Here is a 20,459-nt window from a genome sequence, read left to right on the forward strand (position 1 = left end):
GTGCAGGGCCCGGAGGGTGAAGTCCACATACTGGACAACATCACCCTGACCGTCCATGAAGGGACCAGCGCGGCCATCGTCGGCGCCTCCGGTTCCGGCAAGACCACCCTGCTCGGCCTGCTGGCCGGGCTGGACCTGCCCAGCCGCGGCCGCATCGCGCTGTCCGGCCAGGATCTGGGCGATCTCGATGAAGAGGCGCGTGCGCAGCTGCGCGCGCGCGAAGTCGGCTTCGTGTTCCAGAGCTTCCACCTGCTGCCGGCACTGACCGCCGCCGAGAACGTCGCACTGCCGCTGGAACTGGCCGGGCGCGAGGACCGCGTGCGGGTGGACGAGGTGCTGGCGCAGGTCGGCCTGGCCCATCGTGCCCGCCACTACCCGCGCCAGCTGTCCGGCGGCGAGCAGCAGCGCGTGGCGTTGGCACGTGCCTTCGTCACCCGCCCGCGCATCCTGTTCGCCGACGAACCGACCGGCTCGCTGGACCACGCCACCGGCCAGCACATCAGCGACCTGCTGTTCGAGCTCAATGCCGGCAGCGGCACCACCCTGGTGCTGGTCACCCACGACCTGCGCCTGGCCCAGCGCTGCCAGTACATCCACCGCATCGACGACGGCCGCCTGTTGCCGGTCGAGCGTGGGGCACAGGCATGAACGTGCTGCGCCACGCGTGGCGCGCGCTGCGCCGCGAGGCCCTGGCCGGCGACCTGCTGACCGTGTTCGCCGCGCTGGTGCTGGGCGTGGCGGTGATGACCGCGGTGGGCACGCTGGTGAACCGGGTCAACCTGGCGCTGACCGGCAGTGCAGCGGAAATGCTTGGCGGCGACCTCGGCATCGCCGGCCGCGACGACCCGCCGCAGGCATTCGCCGAAGAGGCACAGAGGCGTGGACTGGCCTACACCCGCATCGCCAGTTTCGGCAGCGTGCTGTTCAACGGCGATGCCAGCCAGATGGCCAGCATCAAGGCCGTGCAGGCGGGCTATCCGCTGCGTGGCACGCTGCGGGTACGGGCCACGCCCGGCGGTGCACTGATCGCCGATGCCGGCATGCCGCCCAAGGGCCAGGCCTACGCCGACCCACGCCTGCTGCAGGGGCTGGGGCTGAAGGCCGGCGATGACCTCGAATTCGGCGCCGGCACGCTGCGTATCGCCGGCATCATCGAAGCCGAGCCGGACAGCGGTGGCGACCTGCTGACGCTCTCGCCGACCCTGCTGGTCAATCGCGCTGATGTGGAAGGCACGGGACTGCTCGGGCCCGGCAGCCGCATCAACTACCGGCTGATGTTCGCTGGCGCGGCGGAGCCGATCGCGGCGCTGCGCCAGTGGCTGCTGCCGCAGGTGAAAGGCCTGCGCCTGCTGAGCGTGGACGACACCCAGCGTGGCGTGCGCCAAGCCTTCGACCTGGCCGGGCGCTTCCTCGGCCTGAGTGCACTGCTGGCCGTGCTGCTGGCCGGTGTGGCCACGGCGCTGGCGGCCAACCGCTTCGCACTGCGCCGCATCGACCAGGTGGCGATCCTGCGCTGCCTCGGCGCGCGCCAGCGCGACATCCTGCTGGGCCTGGCGCTGCAGCTGCTGATGCTGGCGGTACCGGCCTGTGCGCTCGGCATCGGCCTGGGCATGGCCGCGCAGGAAGGTCTGGTGCAGGTGCTGGGCAGCCTGGTACCGCAGCGGCTGCCGCTGCCGGAAGCGATGCCGGCGCTGACCGGCGCCGGCATCGGCCTGTTGCTGCTGTTCGGCTTCGGCCTGCCGCCGCTGCTGCGCCTGCGCGGGGTGCCGCCAATGCGCGTGCTCAACCGTTCCTTCGCCGCGCTGCCGCCAGCCTCGTTGCTGGCCTATGTGGCGGCGTTGGCCGCCAGCCTGCTGCTGGCGGTGCAGGTCACCGGCGACCTGAAACTGGCACTGTGGGTGCTGGGCGGCCTGGCCGCACTGGCGGTGGCAGCCGGTGGGGCCGGCTTCGTGCTGCTGCAACTGCTGCGCGGCCTGCAGCACCGCCTGCATGGCAACTGGCGGCTGGGCCTGGCCGCGCTGACCCGGCGCCGGCTGCTGGCGGTGATGCAGCTGGTCGGGCTGTCACTGTCGTTGTGCGCGCTGTTGTTGCTGGCAGTGACCGGCCCCGGCCTGCTGCAGCAGTGGCGCGAGCGCCTGCCCGCGGATACCCCCAACTACTTCCTGATCAACATCCAGCCCGAGCAGCGCGACAGCGTGCTGGCCACGCTGCGTGGACTGGGCGCCAGCGACGCCAGCATCGAACCGATGGCCACCGGCCGCCTGATCGCGATCAACGGCAAGCCGCCGCTGCGCGTGGACCGCTCGCCGGAACAGAACGGGCAGCCGGCGTCCAGCGAGGCCCAGCGCGACGACGATGACGAGAACCGGCCGTTGAACTTCAGCTGGCGCAGCACCTTCCCGCCGGCCAACACGCTGGTCAACGGCACCTTCTGGAAGGCCGACAGCACCGCGGCAGAGGCGTCGGTGGAAATCGGCTGGGCCAAGCGCTACGGCGTGTACCCGGGCGACCGCATCAGCATTGCAGTGGGCGAGCAGGAACGCGAATTCACCGTGACCAGCGTGCGCAAGGCCGACTGGAACACCTTCCGGCCGAACTTCTTCGTGCTGCTGAACCCGAATGCGGTGGGCGACACCCCGCACAACCTGTTGTCGGCGTTCCATCTGCCGGCCGGCAAGGCGGCCGGACTGGGCGAGCTGGTACGCGCGCAGCCGAACCTGTCGCTGCTGGACGTGGACGCAGTGATCTCGCAGGTGCGCGATGTGATGGAACGGGTGGCGCAGGCAGTGCAGCTGGTGATGGTGTTCAGTCTGCTGGCCGGCGTGCTGGTGCTGCTGGCCGCGCTGCAGGCCACGGCCGGCGAACGCCGCTACGACAGCGCGGTGCTGCGCACGCTGGGCGCGACCCGTCGCCAGCTGCGCGGCGCGGTGCTGGTGGAGTTCGGCGCGCTGGGCACGCTGGCGGCGTTGCTGGCGGTGGGCGCCGCCGCGGCTATCGGCGTGGCGGTCTCGCAGAAAGTGTTCGAGCTGCCGTTGCTGCCGCCGTGGCCGGGCCTGCTGATGGGCGGCGTGGCCGGCATCGGGTTGAGCCTGCTGGCCGGCTGGTGGGGCACGCGGACGATCCTGCATACGCCGCCGGCACTGGCACTGCGCGAAGCCTGACGCGGCCGTGACACGCACGGGGTGGGGCCGGCGCTATGCTGCGCGCCCCACCCCACGAGATCGCCCGGATGCCCGGCACGTCGTTCGCCGCTTACCTCTACCCGGTGTTGCTGCTGCTCGGCAGCAACATCTTCATGACCTTCGCCTGGTACGGCCACCTGAAGTACAAGAGCGCGCCGCTGATGATGGTCATCCTGGTCAGCTGGGGCATCGCCTTCTTCGAGTACTGCCTGCAGGTGCCCGGCAACCGGCTGGGCAGCGCGGTGTATTCGGCGCCGCAGCTGAAGGGCATGCAGGAGGTGATCACGCTGCTGGTGTTCGCGGTGTTCTCCGCGTTCTACCTGGGCCAGCCGCTGAAGTGGAACCACTACGCCGCGTTCGGGCTGATCGTGGTGGCGGCGTTTCTGATGTTCAAGGAATAGCAATGAGACACGGCTTCTGCCTGCGCGCGCTTCTCGTCGGCGTGCCGCTGGTGTTGGCGATGCTGCCCGCATGTGCCCGTACTGCGGTGGGCCATGTCCTGGACCCGGTGCAGGCCTTCGTGCTGGAAACGGTACTGGCCGATGAGATGCGCGCCTTCCATGAGGGCCGCCAGACCTATCTGGTTCCGGCCGATGCAGCGCACGCGGGTGGCGATGCCGAGGTGCTGGCCGACCTGCGCGCGGAGTTCGACCGGTTCTACCAGGGGCAACCAACGCCGAGAAAGGAAGTGGCGCACATGGCGATCCTGGTCGCGCAGACCGCGCTGCTGCTGCCCGACCCGCAGGCGTGCAGCACGGACCGCGTGCGCTGCAGCGACGCCATCATGGGCGTCCGTACGCGCGATGACGAGGCGAGCCTGCAGGCCACGCTGCGTACGTTCCAGAACGCCGGGCTGGACCTCACCACGCTGGGTGGACCGGCGTCCTGAGTGCGAGGCAAAGGTCAGTAGATCCACGCCATGCGTGGATGCGGTGCCGGGCAAACCCGGCACCCACCGGCGCCGTGGCGATCAGCCTTCCTTCGGCGCCTTCTCAACGTACTTGGCGAACACCTCGTCGATCTGCTTGTCCTTCACCTTCTTGCCGGACTGGATCTCTTCAGCCTGGGTGAACAGCGGGATGATCATCGCCATGCCGTCGAGCTTGGTCTTCAGGTGCACGCCCGGGGCCTGGCCGAGGAAGCCGTCCCAGCGCTGGCGCACCTTGGCCCAGTAACCGGCGGTGGCCTTCCAGTAGTCGCGGGCCGGAGTGAAGTCGATCTCGGTGGTCTTCACGTAGTCGTTGAAGCCGAACTCGCGGGCGATCTCCACCTGGCTGCCGTCGGCGTTACGCTGCACCTTGGTGTTGAACTGCTCGTGGGTCCAGCCATTGGGCGTGAGCGTGTGGCGGTTGACCACGGCCAACGCGTTGTAGTCGCTGCGCTTGGTGTATTCACGACGCGGCAATGGGCGCCAGCTGAGGTCGCTGGTCCAGGTCGGCACGTTGTTGGTGTAGGTCCAGGTGCCGGTGCCGCAGTAGCGCGGTGCATCGCTCACTTCGTACACGCACTGGGTCCAGGCGCCCTTGTTCACGGCTGCCGGGATGCTGCGCACCTGCCAGGTCTGGTCGGCACTGAACTCGAAGCGGTTCGGCGCTTCGTAGACCCAGTCCTGGCGCCAGTGCTTGGTGATGTGGCCGCTCTTCTCGTCCAGCAGCAGGTGCTGCAGCACGATGCGCCTGGGGGTGTCCTCGACCACGATGACCAGCTCGTTGCCGCCGCTGCGCATCGCCGGCGCACGCTCGTAGCCGGGCTTGAGCAGCACGGTCTCGTCGAAGGCGAAATCGACGGTGTACTCGCCCTGCATGGCGAGGATGCTGTCGTGGTCGCGGGCGATGTCGGAGGGCTGCGCGCTGGCCACGCCGCTGGCGGCGAGCAGCAGCATGACGCTGGCTGTCTGGAACTTCATCGGGGTCTTCCTTCGGGGTTGCAGATGTAGTGAGAGGCCGTCCGTGGCCGACAGGCGTTCCATCAGGAAAGGGTCACAGCCGGATCAGCGGCAGGTCGCCGGGAACCCGCGGCGCCGGGCGACGCGCGGCGTCGGCGCAGCAGCAGTCGTCGATGGCCAGCTCGCCCTCGGCGCCTTCCAGCCGCGCGATGCGACGCGCAGTGGCTGCGCCCAGCGAGGACAACGTCGACAGGCTCGCAGCGAGGGTGCGGCCATCGTCGGCGGCATGCAGGCGCAGCGTGCACAGGCGCCAGCGCTGGCCGCCGAGGTGCCCGGCCAGGCGCCGCCACAGGCGTTCGCCGACACTGCCATCGCTGTCATGTTCCGGGCCCGGCGGCAACGCCGCGACCAGCCGGTCCCAGGCCAGGAAATCGCTGTCGGGCAGCAGGTACAGGCGCCACACACAACGGCCGCGGGCATCAAGGAAACACAGGCTTTCGCGCACGCCCTCGCTGTCCACGCCCTGGCAGGCATGCACGCGTACTGCCTGGCGCCAGCCACCGAGCTCGTTGCCGTCGGCGCGGTACAGGCACAACACGGTGCCGAGCGTGGCCAGCTGTGCCGGCGTCGGCCAGGCCGCGCTGCCCTGCGCGGCGATGGCGTCGTTCCTGCGTGCGGACAAGGCTCGGCTCATGAGGTCACCAGGAAACGGCAAGGCTTGCGGAGAGGGTGCGGCCCGGGCTGGTATAGCGGTCCAGCACGCGGCTGGTTGGCGACAGCGTCGAACCCACGTTGGACCAGTCGATGTAGCGCTTGTCGCCCAGGTTGAACACGCCGACGTTGAAGGTCGCGCCCGGGGCGAAGTTCCAGTGCGCCATCAGGTCGGCCACGCCGTAGCCGGCCGGACGGTACACCGTGGCCGCGGTGACGCGGTCCTTGCGCTTGACGAAGGTACCGGCCAGTTCGACGCCCCAGGTATCGGTGTCGTACATCAGGCCGACGGTGCCACGCAGCGGGTCGACCGAATCCAGCGGCGTGTCTTCGGTCTTGTTGTCGCCGCGCGACCACGCCACCGAACTGCGCAGCGCCCAACCCTGCAGCGCCGGGCTGATCTGGCCGAAGTCGACGCCGGCCTTCATCTCGGCACCGTAGATGCGCGCATCGGCGATGTTGCGCGACTGGAACACCATCAGGCCCTGTGCGTTGGTACCGACCAGCGACTGCGACTCGATGAAGTCCTTGTACTCGTTGTAGTAGCCGCTGAGGCTGACGTAGGCCGCCGGCGACAGGAAGCGCAGGCCCAGTTCCATGCCGTCACTGGTTTCCGGCTTCAGGTCCGGATTGGGAATGGCGGTGTAACCGAAGGCGAAGTTGGTGAAGCCCAGGTTGACGTCGTTGTACGGCGGCGAGCGGAAGCCATGCGAGTAGCCCGCGAACAGCGACCATTCGTCGGTGAATCGATAGACCATGCCCAGCTTCGGCGACACGCTGGTCTTGGTCAGCTTGGCCACCGCAACACCGGGATTGTCTTCGGCAAAGATGCTGTCCACCTCCGGCTTCAGTTCGTAGCGGTCCACGCGCACGCCCGGCACCAGCGACAGCTTGCCGTTGGCCATGCGCATTTCATCCTGTGCGTACAGGCCCAGCTCGGTGGTCTTGCTGATCGGGAAATCGCGGACCGGGAAGGCGTCGGGCAGGATGGTGGTGCTGGTCTGGCCATTGGCCAGCACCTGGTAGCCGTCGCGCTTCTGGCGGATCTCGGTGCGCGCGCCCTCGAAGCCGTAGGTCAGCGCGTGTTCGACGCTGCCGGTACTGAACGCTTTGTTGAACTGCGCCTGCAGGCCGTACACGCGCTGGTCGAAGTTGAACTCGCGGTGGCGGCGACTGCGGTTGGCGCGGTCCTCATCGGTGATCTGGGTGGTTTCACTGTGCTGGGTATACAGCTGCCAATGCAGGCTGTCGGCGAAGCCCTTGTCCAGCGCATCCATTTCATGGGCGAACGACACGCGGGTGCGGTTCTGCGTGTCGCGCGCCTTCATGCCGGTGGTGGTGGTGCGGTCGATCGAGGACAGCACGTTGGTATCGGTGTTGTCTTCGTTGCCTTCCACGGTCAGCCGGAAGCGCTGGTCCTCGCTGGGTGCATAGACCAGCTTGGCCAGGCCACTGCGGCCATCGCGGTCCTGCGGGTTGGGCGCGGTGCGGGTGTTGTCGAGGCTGCGCACGTCGCCCTTGTTGTCGGTTTCCTGGCCCTGGCGATGGTTGATGTTGACCATGCCACTCCAGTGTTCGCCGCCGAACGCGCTGGTCACGCCACCGAGCAGGCCCTTCCACTCACCGTCGTAGCCGAACTTCAGGCCGACGTAGCTGTCCTTGCCATCCTTCAGGTAATCGGCCGGATCCTTGGTGACGAAGGCGACCACACCACCGAGCGCATCGGACCCGTACAGCGAGCTGGCCGGGCCGCGCACGATCTCCACGCGCTTGAGCGTGTCCAGATCGGTGAAGTTGCGGTTGGCGTTGGAGAACGAGCCGATGTTGAAGCTGGTCGGCATGGCGATGCCATCGGTCTGCACACGCACGCGGTTGCCGTCCAGGCCACGGATGCGGATGCTGCCGAGGCCGAAGCGCGCGGCGCTGCGGCTGACCGACAGGCCCGGCTCGTAGCGCAGCAGATCCTTGATGTCCTGCACCAGGTGCCGGTCCATCTGCTCGCGGTCGATGACGTCCACGGTGGCCGCCACATCGCTCACCGCCCGCTCGGTACGGGTGGCAGTGACCTGCACGCGGTCGAATTCGCGCGCGTCGGGTGCGGCGGTGGCCGCGGCAGCAGCGTGGGCGGACAGCGGCAGGGCCATCCAGACGGCAAGGCAAAGGGCGGTTTGGCGGGTCATCGGGTTCGTTCGGTCAGGCAGGGGAACCCCCGGTTACCGGCACACCCGGAGGGTGTACGCGGTAGACCGAGGGGGAGAGAGCGGGAGCGGACGGGTCGCCCACCCTGTCGGCGCAGCCGGCAGGAGGGAGGGGGGCGGGCGACCAGGCCGCGATTACTTGGTCAGGATCAGCTTGTCGTTGCTGGTGTGCCGCAGGCGGTAGAAGCGGTCGCCGTGCTGGATCAGGATTTCACGACGGCCCTTGAGCAGGGCTTCGCTGTCGATGACCTCTTCCGGCGGAACGACACGGACCGGACGATCGCGGAGGGTCAGCGTTTCGGGGCGCAGCAGTACAGGTTGAGCATTCATGAGCATCTGGACTCGTGCGAGGGACGAGTTAAATGATAATGATTCTCAGTTGACAATCAACAACCATTCTCAATTTCATTGATGAGATTAATGATCGAATCCGCGAATTCGATAGATATCATCAATCAAATGGTGGGCACGGTGCCTTTGTAGCGCCGAGCACGGCTCGACGCTACAAAGGGTTGTCAGGCGAAGACGGCTTCGACCTGCGCCCAGCCGGCGGCGTCGACCTGCTCCAGCACGTCCAGCGCCTGCAGGTTCTGCAGCAACTGGCTGACCCGACTGGCGCCCAGGATCACGCTGGAGACGTTCGGGTTGCGCAGGCACCAGGCGATGGCCAGCGTGGCCGGGGGGTACCCCAGTGCGCGCGCCAGTTCGCTGAAACGGCGCACTCGGGCCAGGCGGGCCTCGGTGTCGTCACCCAGCACCAGCGCCTGCAGCCATTCCATGCCCTCGCGGCCCAGCCGCGCGTCGGCCGGAATGCCCTGGTCGTACTTGCCGCTCAGCAGGCCCGAGGCCAGCGGCGAGAAGATGGTGGTGCCCAGGCCGGCACCGGCATACAGCGGCGCGTACTCGACCTCGACCCGTTCGCGGTGCAGCAGGTTGTACTGCGGCTGTTCCATCGACGGGCCCTGCAGGTTGCGCGCCTCGGCGATGTCCAGCGCCTGCTGGATCTGCACCGCCGACCACTCCGAGGTCCCCCAGTAGAGGATCTTGCCCTGCCGCACCAGGGTATCCATGGCATGCACGGTCTCGGCGATCGGCGCGTCCGGATCCGGGCGATGGCAGTAATAAAGGTCCAGGTAATCCACCCGCAGGCGCTTGAGCGCAGCGTGGCAGGCGTCGGTCACATGCTTGCGCGACAGGCCGCGCTGGGTCGGCCGCGGGTCCTTGGCGCTGCCGAAGAACACCTTGCTGGAGACGCAGATGCCATCGCGCGGCAGGCGCAGGTCGGCGATCACATCGCCCATCACCTGTTCGGCGCGGCCGTTGGCATAGCCCTCGGCGTTGTCGAAGAAGTTGACGCCATGGTCCCAGGCGGCAGCCACCAGGTTGCGGGCCTCGTCGCGCGGGATCTGGTCACCGAAGGTCACCCAGGCGCCGAAGGACAGGGCGGAAATCGGCAGGCCGGTGGAGCCCAGGCGACGGTATTGCATGCAAATCTCCTGCTGCGGGCCCGCATCCGGGCCGGGATCGAGCCCCATTCTACCTGCCGCCGCCGGCCGCAAGCCCTTGCCGTTGCTGGCCTGATCGGTACCGATGGGTGCGCGCACGCTGCTTTTTCTTGCCCCGGCCCCTGCCCTGCACTAGGCTTCCCGTTTTTCGCGACGCCCCAGGGGAGTCACTCACATGGTCGAAGGTTTGGGCAGGATCGGCTTCGGCCTGTTCGGGTTGGCGGTGCTGATCGGCATCACCTGGTTGTTTTCCAACAACAAGCGCGCGGTTGACTGGAAGCTGGTTGCCACCGGTATCACCCTGCAGATCGCGTTCGCGGCGCTGGTGATCCTGGTGCCGGGCGGCCGCGACGTGTTCGATGCGCTGGGCAAGGGCTTCGTCAAGGTTCTCAGCTTCGTCAACGAAGGTTCGGGCTTCATCTTCGGCTCGTTGATGGACACCAAGAACTACGGCTTCATCTTCGCCTTCCAGGTGCTGCCGACCATCATCTTCTTCTCGGCGCTGATGGGGGTGATGTACCACCTCAACGTCATGCAGGCGATCGTGCGCGTGATGGCATGGTCGATCACCAAGGTGATGCGCGTGTCCGGCGCGGAAACCACCAGCGTCTGCGCCAGCGTCTTCATCGGCCAGACCGAGGCGCCGCTGACCGTGCGCCCGTACATCGCCAAGATGACCCAGTCCGAGCTGCTGACCATGATGATCGGCGGCATGGCCCACATCGCCGGTGGCGTGCTGGCGGCCTACGTGGGCATGCTCGGCGGTGGCGACCCGGCGCAGCAGGCCTTCTACGCCAAGCACCTGCTGGCGGCGAGCATCATGGCCGCACCGGCCACCCTGGTCGTGGCCAAGCTGCTGATCCCGGAAACCGGCACCCCGCTGACCCGCGGCACCGTGAAGATGGAAGTGGAGAAGACCTCCAGCAACATCATCGACGCGGCCGCCGCCGGTGCCGGTGACGGCCTGAAGCTGGCGCTGAACATCGGCGCGATGCTGCTGGCCTTCATCGCCCTGATCGCGCTGCTGAATGCACCGCTGACCTGGATCGGCGATGTGACCGGCCTGGCCGCCGCCATCGGCAAGCCGACCAACCTGTCGACCATCTTCGGTTACGTGCTGGCCCCGATTGCCTGGGTGATCGGCACCCCGTGGGCTGATGCCACCACCGTCGGCTCGCTGATCGGCCAGAAGGTCGTGATCAACGAGTTCGTGGCCTACACCGAGCTGTCGCAGATCGTGAACGGCCAGGTGGCCGGCGTGAGCCTGTCCGAAGAGGGTCGCCTGATCGCCACCTACGCGCTGTGCGGCTTTGCCAACTTCAGCTCGATCGCGATCCAGATCGGCGGCATCGGCGGCCTGGCTCCGGAACGTCGCCACGATCTGGCCAAGTTCGGCCTGCGCGCGGTGCTGGGCGGTACCATTGCCACCTTCATGACGGCGACCATCGCCGGCGTGCTGACGCACTTCAGTTGAACCCTTGGTTGAGAAAAGATTCCCTATGAGCAGCAGTGTCGTTGTCGTCGGTTCCTTCAATGTCGATCACGTGTGGCGGTGCGAGTCGCTGCCGGCACCGGGTGCGACCATTGCCGGCCGCTACAGCACCGGCCCCGGTGGCAAGGGCTTCAACCAGGCCGTGGCCGCCTGCCGCGCCGGCGCCGACACCCACTTCGTGTGCGCGTTGGGCGATGACGCCGGTGGCGCCACCGCGCGCGAACTGGCCGCACAGGATGGCTTCGCGCTGATCGCCGAGGCCAGCAGCGAGCCGACCGGCACCGCAGGCATCTACGTCGATGCCCGTGGCCGCAACACCATCGTGATCGGCCCGGGCGCCAATGCCGCGCTGAGCACCGACTTCCTGCAACAGCAGCAGGCCCTGCTGACGGCCGCCAAGGTGGTGCTGGTGCAGCTGGAATCGCCGGTACCGACCATCGAAGCGGCGCTGGCCACGGCCCGCGAAGCCGGTGTCACCACGGTGCTCAACACCGCACCGGCCGACGCACCCTCGACCATCGGCCTGCTCAAGCTGGCCGATGTGATCACCCCGAACGAGACCGAGTTCGCCGCCCTGCTCGGCCGCCATGTCGGCGAGCGCGTGGAAGCCAACGACGTCGCCGCGCTGGATGGCGCCAGCCTGCACGCGCTGTGCCGCAAGCTGGTCGGCAACGGTACCGTGGTGGTGACCCTGGGTTCGGTGGGCGTGTTCGTGTCGCATGCCGACGAGAACCTGCGCGGCGATACCCAGCCGTACTACCGCGTGGGTGCCGAACAGGTGCAGGCGATCGACACCACCGGTGCCGGTGATGCCTTCAACGGTGCGCTGGCCGCATCGCTGGCACAGGTGGCCGACGCCCCGTTCGCCCGCCACGTGCGCTTCGCCAACCAGTTCGCCGGCCGTTCGACCGAGAAGGAAGGCGCCGCTGCGGCAATGCCGCGCTTCACCCCGGCCGATTCCGAAGCAAAGTAGATTCACGCCATGCGTGGATGAGAGGGCCCGGATGTGCAGGCACCCGGGCCTTTCTTTTGGCCAGTTCCCAGCGGCTGCGACTGCCGGTCGCATTGCCCATACCCTGCCCCTCGCCCACCATCCGCGCAGCTTCCTTGCACGGGCAGGACATGGACGGATTCCCCTGGTTGCTGGTCGCGGCCGCCGGCAGTGCCATCGCGGCCCTGCTGCATATCGGCTGCATCGCTTTTGGTGCCCCCTGGTACGGGTACTTCGGTGCCGGCCCGCGCATGGTCCAGCTGGCACAGGCCGGGCATTGGTGGCCGCCGCTGATGACCGCCGGCATCACGGCCGTGCTGGTGGCCTGGACCCTGTATGCACTGGCCGCCGCGGGTTGGCATTCACCGCTGCCGGCCAGCCGCCTGGTCCTGCCCGCCATCGCTGCCTTGCTGTTGCTGCGCGCGGCAATGGGCTTCGGCCTGGCGCTGTTCCGCCCCGGCTACAACGGCGTGCGCTTCTGGGCAGCCAGCTCGCTGGTCTGCCTGGGCCTGGGGCTGGCCTTCGCCGTGGGGACCCGCCAGGCCTGGCAGAGCCTGGGGTAGCCGCCCACCATCGCCCGCCCCTGGGGGCGGCGGAAGCAACCGTCAAGCATCTGCTGATGCCGGTACGGCATGAGGTCGGTGCCGATCGGCCTGAACCGGACCGTGCCCGACACGGCCGTACCGCCGCCCGCGCCCTACAATGGGCGCATGCAGATCGGCCCGTACACCATTGCCCCCAACGTCGTGCTGGCGCCCATGGCCGGCGTCACCGACAAGCCCTTCCGCCTGCTGTGCAAACGGCTGGGTGCGGGACTGGCCGCCTCGGAAATGACCATCAGCGACCCGCGCTTCTGGAACACGCGCAAGTCCATCCATCGCATGGACCATGAGGGCGAACCGGCACCGATCAGCGTGCAGATCGCCGGCACCGAGCCGCAGCAGCTGGCGGAGGCCGCGCGCTACAACGTGGACCACGGCGCGCAGATCATCGACATCAACATGGGCTGCCCGGCCAAGAAGGTGTGCAACGCCTGGGCCGGCTCGGCACTGATGCGCGACGAACAGCTGGTGGCGCGCATCCTCGAAGCCGTGGTCAACGCGGTGGACGTGCCGGTCACGCTGAAGATCCGCACCGGTTGGGATTGCGACCACCGCAATGGCCCGGTGATCGCCCGCATCGCCGAGGCCAGCGGCATCGCTGCGCTGGCCGTGCATGGGCGCACCCGCGACCAGCATTACACCGGCCAGGCCGAGTACGGCACCATCGGTGAGATCAAGGCCGCGCTGCGCATCCCGGTGATCGCCAACGGTGACATCGATTCGCCGCAGAAAGCCGCGTATGTCCTGAAGGAAACCGGCGTGGATGCGGTGATGATCGGTCGCTCCGCGCAGGGTCGGCCGTGGATCTTCCGCGAGGTGGCGCACTACCTTGCCACCGGCCAGGAACTGCCACCGCCGTCGCTGGCGGAAGTGCGCGACATCCTGCTTGGCCACCTGCACGCCCTGCATGCGTTCTACGGCGAGCCGCAGGGGGTGCGCATCGCGCGCAAGCACCTGGGCTGGTACGCCAAGGACCGGCCGGAGAACGCCGCCTTCCGCGCGGTGGTCAACCGTGCCGAAGATCCCGCCAGCCAGATCGCATTGACCACCGAATACTTCGACCGCCTGATCGCCGGGGACCCCGCGCTGCCGTCGGCCGCCTGATCGCCCCCAATCCATGGTCGAGCCTGCTCGACTGCCTCACACCCGGATTTCCAGAGCCGTCGAGCACGCTCGACGCTACAAGAGCCCGCCCCCATGACCCCGCCGATCTCCTCCCCGACCTACCTGCACGGATTCTCCGGCACCGAACAGCAGCGCCTGATGACCCAGGCCCGGCTGCTGGAATCGAGCATCTTCGGCCAGATCGACTACAGCGGCGCGCGGCGCCTGCTGGAAGTCGGCAGCGGCGTCGGCGCGCAGACCGAGATCCTGCTGCGCCGCTTCCCGGAGCTGCACGTCACCGGCGTGGACCTGAGCGAAACGCAGCTGGCCACCGCCCGCGAGAACCTGGCGCGCACGCCGTGGTGCAGCGACCGCTACACCCTGCAGCAGGCCGACGCCGGTGAGCTGCCGTTCGAAGCACGCAGCTTCGACGCGGCGTTCCTGTGCTGGGTGCTGGAGCACGTGCCGTCACCGGCGCGCGTGCTGAGCGAAGTGCGCCGGGTGCTGGCACCAGGTTCGCCGGTCTACATCACCGAGGTGATGAATGCCTCGTTCCTGCTCGACCCGTATTCGCCGCATATCTGGCGCTACTGGATGGCCTTCAACGATTTCCAGTACGACCACGGGGGCGACCCGTTCGTCGGCGCAAAGCTGGGCAACCTGCTGCTGGCCGGCGGCTTCCGCGACGTGCATACCGAGATCAAGACCATCCACCTGGACAACCGCGAACCAGCCCGTCGCAAGACGATGATCGCGTTCTGGGAGCAGCTGCTGCTGTCAGCCGCCGACCAGCTGCTGCAGGCCGGCTCGGTGGACGAGGAAACCGTGGAAGGCATGCGCCGCGAGTTCCGCCTGGTGCAGAACGACCCGAACGCGGTGTTCTTCTATTCGTTCGTGCAGGGCCGCGCCACGGTGTATTGAGCCGTACGGTGTTGATTCGGTAGAGCCACGCCATTCGTGGCTGCTTTCGCCAATGTCCCCGCCATCCCTGCATGGCGTGGATCTACGGGTGCGACACTGCGCTGCCGATGGAGGCAGTAGAGCCACGCCATGCGTGGCTGCCTTCGCCGATGCCCACGCCATCCACGCATGGCGTGGATCTACGGGTGCGACACTGCGCTGCCGATGGAGGCAGTAGCGCCACGCCATGCGTGGCTGCCTTCGCCGATGCCTACGCCATCCCCGCATGGCGTGGATCTACGGGTGCGACACTGCACTGCCGATGGAGGCAGTAGCGCCACGCCATGCGTGGCTGCCTTCGCCGATGTCCCCGCCATCCACGCATGGCGTGGATCTACGGGTGCGACACTGCGCTACCGTTGGAGGCAGTAGAGCCACGCCATGCGTGGCTGCCTTCGCCGATGCCCACGCCATCCACGCATGGCGTGGATCTACGGGTGCGACACTGCGCTACCGTTGGAGGCAGTAGAGCCACGCCATGCGTGGCTGCCTTCGCCGATGCCTACGCCATCCACGCATGGCGTGGATCTACGGGTGCGCGGCACCCGTCGCGGAGGCTGCCGGCTCCTGCCAGATCCGCTGCCACATCGCGGCCAACCGGCGACCGGCGTCAGCACGGGCGGCAGGACTGCTGTAATCCACCCGCACCTGCTCGGGCGTGATCGCCCGCCACTGCCCATCAGCCTGTTCGGCCACGACGAAATTGAAGGTGTAGTCCGGTTCCAGGCCCATGCGCAGGTCACTCAGCACCAACCGGCCGTCAACCACCTGCGCACGCATGAAGCCGCGGTTGAACCACTGCAGCTGCTGCACCGCCGGGATGGCCGTCGCTTCGCGCAAGGCCTGCACGTTGGACGCATGGCCTTCGAACCGCATCGGCCCGTGGTCGGCCACCAGCGAGCGGTCGCCCACCACGTAGCCGCTGGGCGTCATCGCCACCACCCGCCACAGCAGGGTGTTGAACGGCATCGGCACCGAGAAGCGCGGCGCATCACCCAGGCCCATCGCGGCCAGGCCCTGCTGCGCGGCACGGTCGACCTGCGCCTTGGCGATCAGCCCCCAACCCAGATAGCCACTGCTGAGCAGCAGGGCCATGCCCAGCACCTTACCCGCCCAGGGCCGGGCGCGACCGAACCAGGCCAGCACGCAGCCCAGCAACAGCCACACCGTGTAACCCGGGTCGATGATGAAGACACTGGAACCCATGGTCGGGTGTGGGCGCAGCGGCCACCACAACTGCGTGCCATACACAGTGAACGCATCCAGCACGGGATGGGTGACCAGTGCCAACTGGATCGCCCAGAACCAGCGCACCGGTGACTGCGCGACGCGGCCATTGCCGAAGCGCTTGAACAACCACCAGATCAGTGCAGCCACCCAGGGCAGCACCAGCAACGAGTGACTGAAACTGCGGTGCTCGATCATGTTCGCCACCGGGTCGGCGGCGGTGAAGCCGAGCCACAGGGCGTCGAGGTCCGGCAGGGTGCCAAGCGCGGCACCGGCCAGCAGGGCCGCACGGCGATGGCCGGGCGGGGCGATGGCAGCGGCGACGGCGCCACCGAGCACGATCTGGGTCAGGGAATCCATTGGCCGATGCTAGCGGCTTGCGGGCACGCCGTCTCGATGGCACACCTGCTGAAGAGCGCCGCTCGCGTTTTTTGTAGCGTCGAGCCATGCTCGACTGCGGCAGTCTGAGAAGAGCAGTCGAGCATGGCTCGACGCTACAAGAGTAGGTCAGGCCGCTTGCTTGATCCGCGCGCCCGGTAGTTCCACCAGGGTCTGGCCGTTGTGATCAAGCAGGCGCAGCGCACCATCATGGTCTTCGGCCAGTGCGGTCAGGCTCTCCACCCAGTCGCCATCGTTGGCGTAGACCAGACCATCGCGTTCGACCAGCGCCGCGCGGTGGATGTGGCCGCAGACGATGCCGTCCAGGCCGCGCCGACGCACGTCATCCAGCCCGGCCTGCACGAAACGCTCGATGTAGCGTTCGGCGGCGCCGCTGCGCTTCTTCAGGAACTCCGACAGCGACCAGTAGCGCATGCCCAGCCGGCGCCGCACGGCGTTCAGCGCCTGGTTGCCGGTCAGGATGCGGTAGTACAGCCAGTCGCCGAACTTTTCCTGCAGGCCGCCGAAGTGGGTCACGCCGTCGTAGTCGTCGCCGTGCGCGACCAGCAGCCGACGGCCATCGGCGGTCACGTGGATGGCGCGGCGGCGCACCTGCATGGCAGGCAGCATCAGCCCACATACGTGGCGCAACGATGCGTCGTGATTGCCGGGAATGTAGATGATCTCGGTCCCTGCACGGCGCAGCGCGTGCAGGGCCTGGATGACTTCGCTGTGCGACTGCCGCCAGTTGGCGCGGCGATGCGCCATCCACCACAGGTCGATGATGTCGCCGACCAGGTACAACCGTTCGCAGCGCAGCTGCGAGAGGAACCGCGCCAGCTCGGTGGCATGGCAATGACGTGAGCCCAGGTGCACGTCGGAGACGAACACTGCGCGCCGGTGTGGCGACAGGTTCGCCAGCGTGCTCATGCCGGCGTCCCCGCGTCGCGCAGGTAGCGTTTGCGCTTGTTTGGCCGTATCGCGCACAGGTCCACTTCGATCAGGCCGTCGATCGAATCACTGAAGTCAGGGTCGACGCCGAAGGCGAGGAAACGCGCGCCGCCGGGTTCGCACAGATCGGTGTACTGGCGGTACAGCGTCGGCACGCCGGTACCCAGTGCAGCCAGGTTGGCCTTGAGCACATCGAACGCGGCACCTGCATCCAGCTCGCCGAAACTTGGCGGTGCGGCGAAATACTGGAAGGGGCGGTTCGATTCGGCCAGTCCCGCGGTACCGCTGAAGTAGCGCTGGTAGTACGCCACCAGCTGCTCGCGTGCATCACGCGGCAGCGCCGCGCTGATCGACACTGCGCCGAACAGGTAGCGGATGCCCGGCCGGCACTGCAGGTAGGCACCAATGCCCTGCCACAGGTAGTCCAGGCTGCGGCTGCCCCAGTAGTCGGGTACCACGAAGCTGCGACCCAGTTCCAGGCCTTCGGCAATGTGGGTGATGGCATCGTCGGAATAGCGGAACAGCGACGCGCTGTAGAGCCCGGACAGGCCGTGCCGGGCCAGGGCCTGCGCACCGCGCATGATGCGGTAGGCACCGGCGATGCGCTGCGCGGCGGCGTCCCAGATCACGATGTGCTCGTACTGCGGATCGTAATCGTCCAGGTCACGGCTGCGCCCGGTGCCCTCGCCCACCTGCCGGAAGGTCAGCTCGCGCAGGCGGCCCAGTTCCAGCAGCAGCGGTGAATCGGCGGTACAGGTCGCCAGCAGGATCTGCTTGCCGTCGGCGGTCTGGCCCAGCTGGGTGGCGGCAGCGATGCCGGCGGCGACCTGCGAAGGTGGCACCGGGGACGCCAGCGGCTCGGGGCCCGCAACAGCAGCGGCATCGCCCGCCGCCCCATTACGGCCCAGCGCATAGAGCGCGCGGCGTACCGCCAGCAGTTGGGCGCCCGGATCACCGCCCTTGCCCAGCTGCATCGGCTCGCCGATGCTCAGCCGCAGCGGACGGCCACGACGGGTGAACATCTCGCGCGCCAGCAGCGCGGTGCCCGCCGGCTTGAACAGGGTCGAGGCGCCGTAGAACAGTGCCGAGTTGCGCGCCTCCACCCGCACCGGCAGCACCGGTGCACCGGCCGCGCGGGCAAAGCGGACGAAACCGCGCTGCCAGCGGCCGTCGCGGATGCCGCGCAGCGACAGCCGCGAGACCTCGCCGGCCGGGAACACGATCACGCACTGCTCGGCGGCCAACGCCTCCTCGACGGCATGCAGGCTGCCGCGCTGGGCCTTGCCACCGAGGATGCGCACCGGCAGCAGCAGGTCCTGCAGTGGCGCGATCGCCCCCAGCAGGTCGTTGGCCACGATGCGTACGTCGCGGCGGATGCGGCCGACCGCGTCCAGCAAGGCCAGCGCGTCCAGGGCACCGGAGGGGTGGTTGGCGACGATCAGCAGGCGGCCGGTGGCCGGGATCTTCGCCAGCGCGGCCGGGTCCACCTGGTACTGGCCGTCGATGAACTCCAGGCCGGCGGCGACGAAACCGAAGCCACGCAGGCCTGAGCTGCGCTGCAGGAAGGCTTCGATCTGGTCCAGCCGCGACCAGCGACCGACGCTGCGCAGCAGCGGCCGCGCCAGTTGGCCACGACGGCCATGGAACCAATCGGGGAAGCGTTGCTGGAGACGCTGTTCAAGTTCCTGCATGGCAGATCCACTCATGCCCGGCGGCCGGATTGGCCGACAGCCTGCGCCCGCCAGGCGGCAGCCAGATGGCGGTTTTGGGGCAGAACGATGACGGCCGAACAGCCGCTGCCGGGCTGCTACCGGCCCGCGCAGTCGGGGCCGGTAGCAGCCCGGTGCGTTGTCACGCTGGTGGAACACTGGGCCTCGAGGCTGGGCCCCAATCCCGGCCGGACGGCCCCTGCCGGGCCTACGCGGGCTTAACCACCGGCAACCGGTACAGGTTCACAATGCACAGGCGGCGCACCCCGTGTATCATTCGCGCCCATCTTTCCATCCGAATCAAGGGATATTACGCCTGATGTCCAGCTATCTCTTCACCTCCGAGTCGGTCTCCGAAGGCCATCCGGACAAGGTTGCCGACCAGATCTCCGATGCGGTGCTGGACGCGATCCTGACCCAGGACCAGCGCGCCCGCGTGGCCTGCGAGACCATGGTCAAGACCGGTGTTGCCATTGTGGCCGGTGAAATCACCACCAGCGCCTGGATCGACCTGGAAGCGCTGACCCGCAAGGTCATCACGGACATCGGCTACGACAGCTCCGACGTCGGCTTCGACGGCGCCACCTGCGGCGTGTTGAACCTGATCGGCAAGCAGTCGCCGCACATCGCCCAGGGCGTGGATCGCAAGAAGCCGGAAGAAATGGGCGCTGGCGACCAGGGCCTGATGTTCGGCTATGCCACCAACGAGACCGACAGCTACATGCCGGCCGCGATCCACCTGTCGCACCGCCTGGTCGAGCAGCAGGCCAAGATCCGCAAGAAGAAGAACTCGCCGCTGTCGTGGCTGCGTCCGGACGCCAAGAGCCAGGTCACCCTGCGCTATGAAAACGGCGTGGTCTCGGCCATCGACGCCGTGGTCCTGTCGACCCAGCACGCCCCGGGCATCAAGCAGAAGGACCTCATCGAGGCCGTCCGCGAAGAGATCATCAAGCCGGTGCTGCCGGCCAAGTGGCTGCACAAGGGCACCAAGTTCCACATCAACCCGACCGGCAAGTTCGAGATCGGCGGCCCGGTGGGCGACTGCGGCCTGACCGGCCGCAAGATCATCGTCGACACCTACGGCGGCTGGGCCCGTCACGGTGGTGGCGCCTTCTCCGGCAAGGACCCGTCCAAGGTCGACCGTTCGGCAGCCTACGCGGCCCGCTACGTCGCCAAGAACGTGGTTGCCGCCGGCCTGGCCGACCGTTGCGAAGTGCAGGTCTCCTACGCCATCGGCGTGGCTGAGCCGACCTCGATCTCGGTCACCACCTTCGGCACCGGCAAGATCAGCGACGACAAGATCGAGAAGCTGATCCGCAAGCACTTCGACCTGCGCCCGTACGGCATCATCAAGATGCTGGACCTGGTGCACCCGATGTACCAGCAGACCGCGGCCTATGGCCACTTCGGCCGCAAGCCGAAGGAGTTCAGCTACCTCAACGGCGAAGGCGAGACCGTCAACGCCACGGCCTTCTCCTGGGAGAAGACCGACCGCGCCGCCCCCCTGCGCGCCGATGCGAAGCTGAAGTAAGAAACACGAAGGGCCGCGCAAGCGGCCCTTCTC

At 67.9% G+C, this 20,459-nt stretch carries 18 protein-coding genes; 10 read left to right on the top strand and 8 right to left on the bottom strand.

The window, feature by feature from the left end; translation table 11 throughout:
• The 4 genes from ACXI0D_RS08590 to ACXI0D_RS08605 all read left to right on the top strand — a co-directional run bounded on the left by ACXI0D_RS08590 (nt 1) and on the right by ACXI0D_RS08605 (nt 4,071).
• Nucleotides 1-648 (top strand): ABC transporter ATP-binding protein, encoded by a 648-nt coding sequence (locus ACXI0D_RS08590; protein ID WP_049444409.1) that lies wholly within the window; start codon nt 1-3, stop codon nt 646-648.
• Nucleotides 645-3,161, top strand: coding sequence for an ABC transporter permease (locus tag ACXI0D_RS08595; RefSeq protein ID WP_049444407.1), 2,517 nt, complete (start codon nt 645-647; stop codon nt 3,159-3,161). The genes ACXI0D_RS08590 and ACXI0D_RS08595 overlap by 4 nt, the downstream gene beginning before the upstream one ends.
• A gap of 68 nt (nt 3,162-3,229) precedes the next feature.
• A complete protein-coding gene (locus tag ACXI0D_RS08600; protein WP_049444405.1) occupies nt 3,230-3,583 on the top strand; it encodes a DMT family protein in 354 nt (117 codons plus the stop codon).
• A 2-nt stretch (nt 3,584-3,585) separates the two neighbouring features.
• The gene (locus tag ACXI0D_RS08605) at nt 3,586-4,071 is read left to right on the top strand and encodes a hypothetical protein (RefSeq protein WP_458220780.1); all 486 of its coding nucleotides are present in this window, start codon (nt 3,586-3,588) and stop codon (nt 4,069-4,071) included.
• 81 nt (nt 4,072-4,152) lie between these two features.
• Here ACXI0D_RS08605 and ACXI0D_RS08610 read toward each other — a convergent pair whose 3' ends face one another.
• The 5 genes from ACXI0D_RS08610 to ACXI0D_RS08630 all read right to left on the bottom strand — a co-directional run bounded on the left by ACXI0D_RS08610 (nt 4,153) and on the right by ACXI0D_RS08630 (nt 9,463).
• Nucleotides 4,153-5,088, bottom strand: a complete 936-nt coding sequence (locus ACXI0D_RS08610) for a DUF6607 family protein (protein ID WP_049444401.1) — start codon at nt 5,086-5,088, stop codon at nt 4,153-4,155.
• A gap of 73 nt (nt 5,089-5,161) precedes the next feature.
• Nucleotides 5,162-5,761: a Hemin transport protein gene (locus ACXI0D_RS08615; RefSeq protein WP_049444399.1), complete on the bottom strand. Its 600-nt coding sequence runs from the start codon at nt 5,759-5,761 to the stop codon at nt 5,162-5,164.
• A gap of 4 nt (nt 5,762-5,765) precedes the next feature.
• Nucleotides 5,766-7,958 (bottom strand): TonB-dependent hemoglobin/transferrin/lactoferrin family receptor, encoded by a 2,193-nt coding sequence (locus tag ACXI0D_RS08620; protein ID WP_424143789.1) that lies wholly within the window; start codon nt 7,956-7,958, stop codon nt 5,766-5,768.
• Nucleotides 7,959-8,111: 153 nt separating this feature from the next.
• Nucleotides 8,112-8,306 carry a hemin uptake protein HemP gene (hemP, locus tag ACXI0D_RS08625; protein WP_005412278.1) on the bottom strand — a complete coding sequence of 65 codons (195 nt, stop codon included), beginning with the start codon at nt 8,304-8,306 and terminating at the stop codon, nt 8,112-8,114.
• A gap of 185 nt (nt 8,307-8,491) precedes the next feature.
• Entirely contained in the window at nt 8,492-9,463 is a 972-nt protein-coding gene (locus ACXI0D_RS08630) for an aldo/keto reductase (protein ID WP_049444479.1), read from the bottom strand.
• A gap of 193 nt (nt 9,464-9,656) precedes the next feature.
• Between ACXI0D_RS08630 and ACXI0D_RS08635 the strand changes: the two genes are divergently transcribed.
• The 5 genes from ACXI0D_RS08635 to ACXI0D_RS08655 all read left to right on the top strand — a co-directional run bounded on the left by ACXI0D_RS08635 (nt 9,657) and on the right by ACXI0D_RS08655 (nt 14,591).
• Nucleotides 9,657-10,955 (top strand): NupC/NupG family nucleoside CNT transporter, encoded by a 1,299-nt coding sequence (locus ACXI0D_RS08635; RefSeq protein WP_049444396.1) that lies wholly within the window; start codon nt 9,657-9,659, stop codon nt 10,953-10,955.
• A gap of 25 nt (nt 10,956-10,980) precedes the next feature.
• The gene (locus ACXI0D_RS08640; protein WP_014036012.1) at nt 10,981-11,946 is read left to right on the top strand and encodes a ribokinase; all 966 of its coding nucleotides are present in this window, start codon (nt 10,981-10,983) and stop codon (nt 11,944-11,946) included.
• A gap of 149 nt (nt 11,947-12,095) precedes the next feature.
• Nucleotides 12,096-12,527: a hypothetical protein gene (locus tag ACXI0D_RS08645; RefSeq protein WP_049444394.1), complete on the top strand. Its 432-nt coding sequence runs from the start codon at nt 12,096-12,098 to the stop codon at nt 12,525-12,527.
• 147 nt (nt 12,528-12,674) lie between these two features.
• Nucleotides 12,675-13,670 (top strand): tRNA dihydrouridine synthase DusB, encoded by a 996-nt coding sequence (gene dusB / locus ACXI0D_RS08650; RefSeq protein WP_479642484.1) that lies wholly within the window; start codon nt 12,675-12,677, stop codon nt 13,668-13,670.
• Nucleotides 13,671-13,763: 93 nt separating this feature from the next.
• Entirely contained in the window at nt 13,764-14,591 is an 828-nt protein-coding gene (locus ACXI0D_RS08655; protein ID WP_005408109.1) for a class I SAM-dependent methyltransferase, read from the top strand.
• 567 nt (nt 14,592-15,158) lie between these two features.
• Here ACXI0D_RS08655 and ACXI0D_RS08660 read toward each other — a convergent pair.
• The 3 genes from ACXI0D_RS08660 to olsF all read right to left on the bottom strand — a co-directional run bounded on the left by ACXI0D_RS08660 (nt 15,159) and on the right by olsF (nt 18,877).
• A complete protein-coding gene (locus ACXI0D_RS08660) occupies nt 15,159-16,217 on the bottom strand; it encodes a metal-dependent hydrolase (protein ID WP_049444392.1) in 1,059 nt (352 codons plus the stop codon).
• Nucleotides 16,218-16,364: 147 nt separating this feature from the next.
• Nucleotides 16,365-17,165 carry a UDP-2,3-diacylglucosamine diphosphatase gene (locus ACXI0D_RS08665; protein WP_014036008.1) on the bottom strand — a complete coding sequence of 267 codons (801 nt, stop codon included), beginning with the start codon at nt 17,163-17,165 and terminating at the stop codon, nt 16,365-16,367.
• Complete coding sequence (gene olsF, locus ACXI0D_RS08670; RefSeq protein ID WP_049444388.1) at nt 17,162-18,877, bottom strand: bifunctional ornithine lipid synthase OlsF; 1,716 nt, start codon at nt 18,875-18,877, stop codon at nt 17,162-17,164. Before olsF ends, ACXI0D_RS08665 begins: the two co-directional genes overlap by 4 nt.
• A gap of 337 nt (nt 18,878-19,214) precedes the next feature.
• Here olsF and metK point away from each other — a divergent pair, with 337 nt between their 5' ends.
• Nucleotides 19,215-20,426, top strand: a complete 1,212-nt coding sequence (gene metK, locus ACXI0D_RS08675; RefSeq protein WP_479642485.1) for a methionine adenosyltransferase — start codon at nt 19,215-19,217, stop codon at nt 20,424-20,426.
• The last annotated feature ends 33 nt before the right edge of the window (nt 20,427-20,459 follow it).

It is taken from the genome of Stenotrophomonas sp. C9D9 (genome assembly GCF_056491205.1).

Excerpts from the sequence above, each read along its gene's own strand:
- ACXI0D_RS08595 (WP_049444407.1), top strand. The coding sequence starts at position 645 with ATGAACGTGCTGCGCCACGCGTGGCGCGCGCTGCGCCGCGAGGCCCTG.
- ACXI0D_RS08600 (WP_049444405.1), top strand. The coding sequence starts at position 3,230 with ATGCCCGGCACGTCGTTCGCCGCTTACCTCTACCCGGTGTTGCTGCTG.
- ACXI0D_RS08605 (WP_458220780.1), top strand. The coding sequence starts at position 3,586 with ATGAGACACGGCTTCTGCCTGCGCGCGCTTCTCGTCGGCGTGCCGCTG.
- ACXI0D_RS08610 (WP_049444401.1), bottom strand. The coding sequence starts at position 5,088 with ATGAAGTTCCAGACAGCCAGCGTCATGCTGCTGCTCGCCGCCAGCGGC.
- ACXI0D_RS08615 (WP_049444399.1), bottom strand. The coding sequence starts at position 5,761 with ATGAGCCGAGCCTTGTCCGCACGCAGGAACGACGCCATCGCCGCGCAG.
- ACXI0D_RS08620 (WP_424143789.1), bottom strand. The coding sequence starts at position 7,958 with ATGACCCGCCAAACCGCCCTTTGCCTTGCCGTCTGGATGGCCCTGCCG.
- hemP (WP_005412278.1), bottom strand. The coding sequence starts at position 8,306 with ATGAATGCTCAACCTGTACTGCTGCGCCCCGAAACGCTGACCCTCCGC.
- ACXI0D_RS08630 (WP_049444479.1), bottom strand. The coding sequence starts at position 9,463 with ATGCAATACCGTCGCCTGGGCTCCACCGGCCTGCCGATTTCCGCCCTG.
- ACXI0D_RS08635 (WP_049444396.1), top strand. The coding sequence starts at position 9,657 with ATGGTCGAAGGTTTGGGCAGGATCGGCTTCGGCCTGTTCGGGTTGGCG.
- ACXI0D_RS08640 (WP_014036012.1), top strand. The coding sequence starts at position 10,981 with ATGAGCAGCAGTGTCGTTGTCGTCGGTTCCTTCAATGTCGATCACGTG.
- ACXI0D_RS08645 (WP_049444394.1), top strand. The coding sequence starts at position 12,096 with ATGGACGGATTCCCCTGGTTGCTGGTCGCGGCCGCCGGCAGTGCCATC.
- dusB (WP_479642484.1), top strand. The coding sequence starts at position 12,675 with ATGCAGATCGGCCCGTACACCATTGCCCCCAACGTCGTGCTGGCGCCC.
- ACXI0D_RS08655 (WP_005408109.1), top strand. The coding sequence starts at position 13,764 with ATGACCCCGCCGATCTCCTCCCCGACCTACCTGCACGGATTCTCCGGC.
- ACXI0D_RS08660 (WP_049444392.1), bottom strand. The coding sequence starts at position 16,217 with ATGGATTCCCTGACCCAGATCGTGCTCGGTGGCGCCGTCGCCGCTGCC.
- ACXI0D_RS08665 (WP_014036008.1), bottom strand. The coding sequence starts at position 17,165 with ATGAGCACGCTGGCGAACCTGTCGCCACACCGGCGCGCAGTGTTCGTC.
- olsF (WP_049444388.1), bottom strand. The coding sequence starts at position 18,877 with ATGCAGGAACTTGAACAGCGTCTCCAGCAACGCTTCCCCGATTGGTTC.
- metK (WP_479642485.1), top strand. The coding sequence starts at position 19,215 with ATGTCCAGCTATCTCTTCACCTCCGAGTCGGTCTCCGAAGGCCATCCG.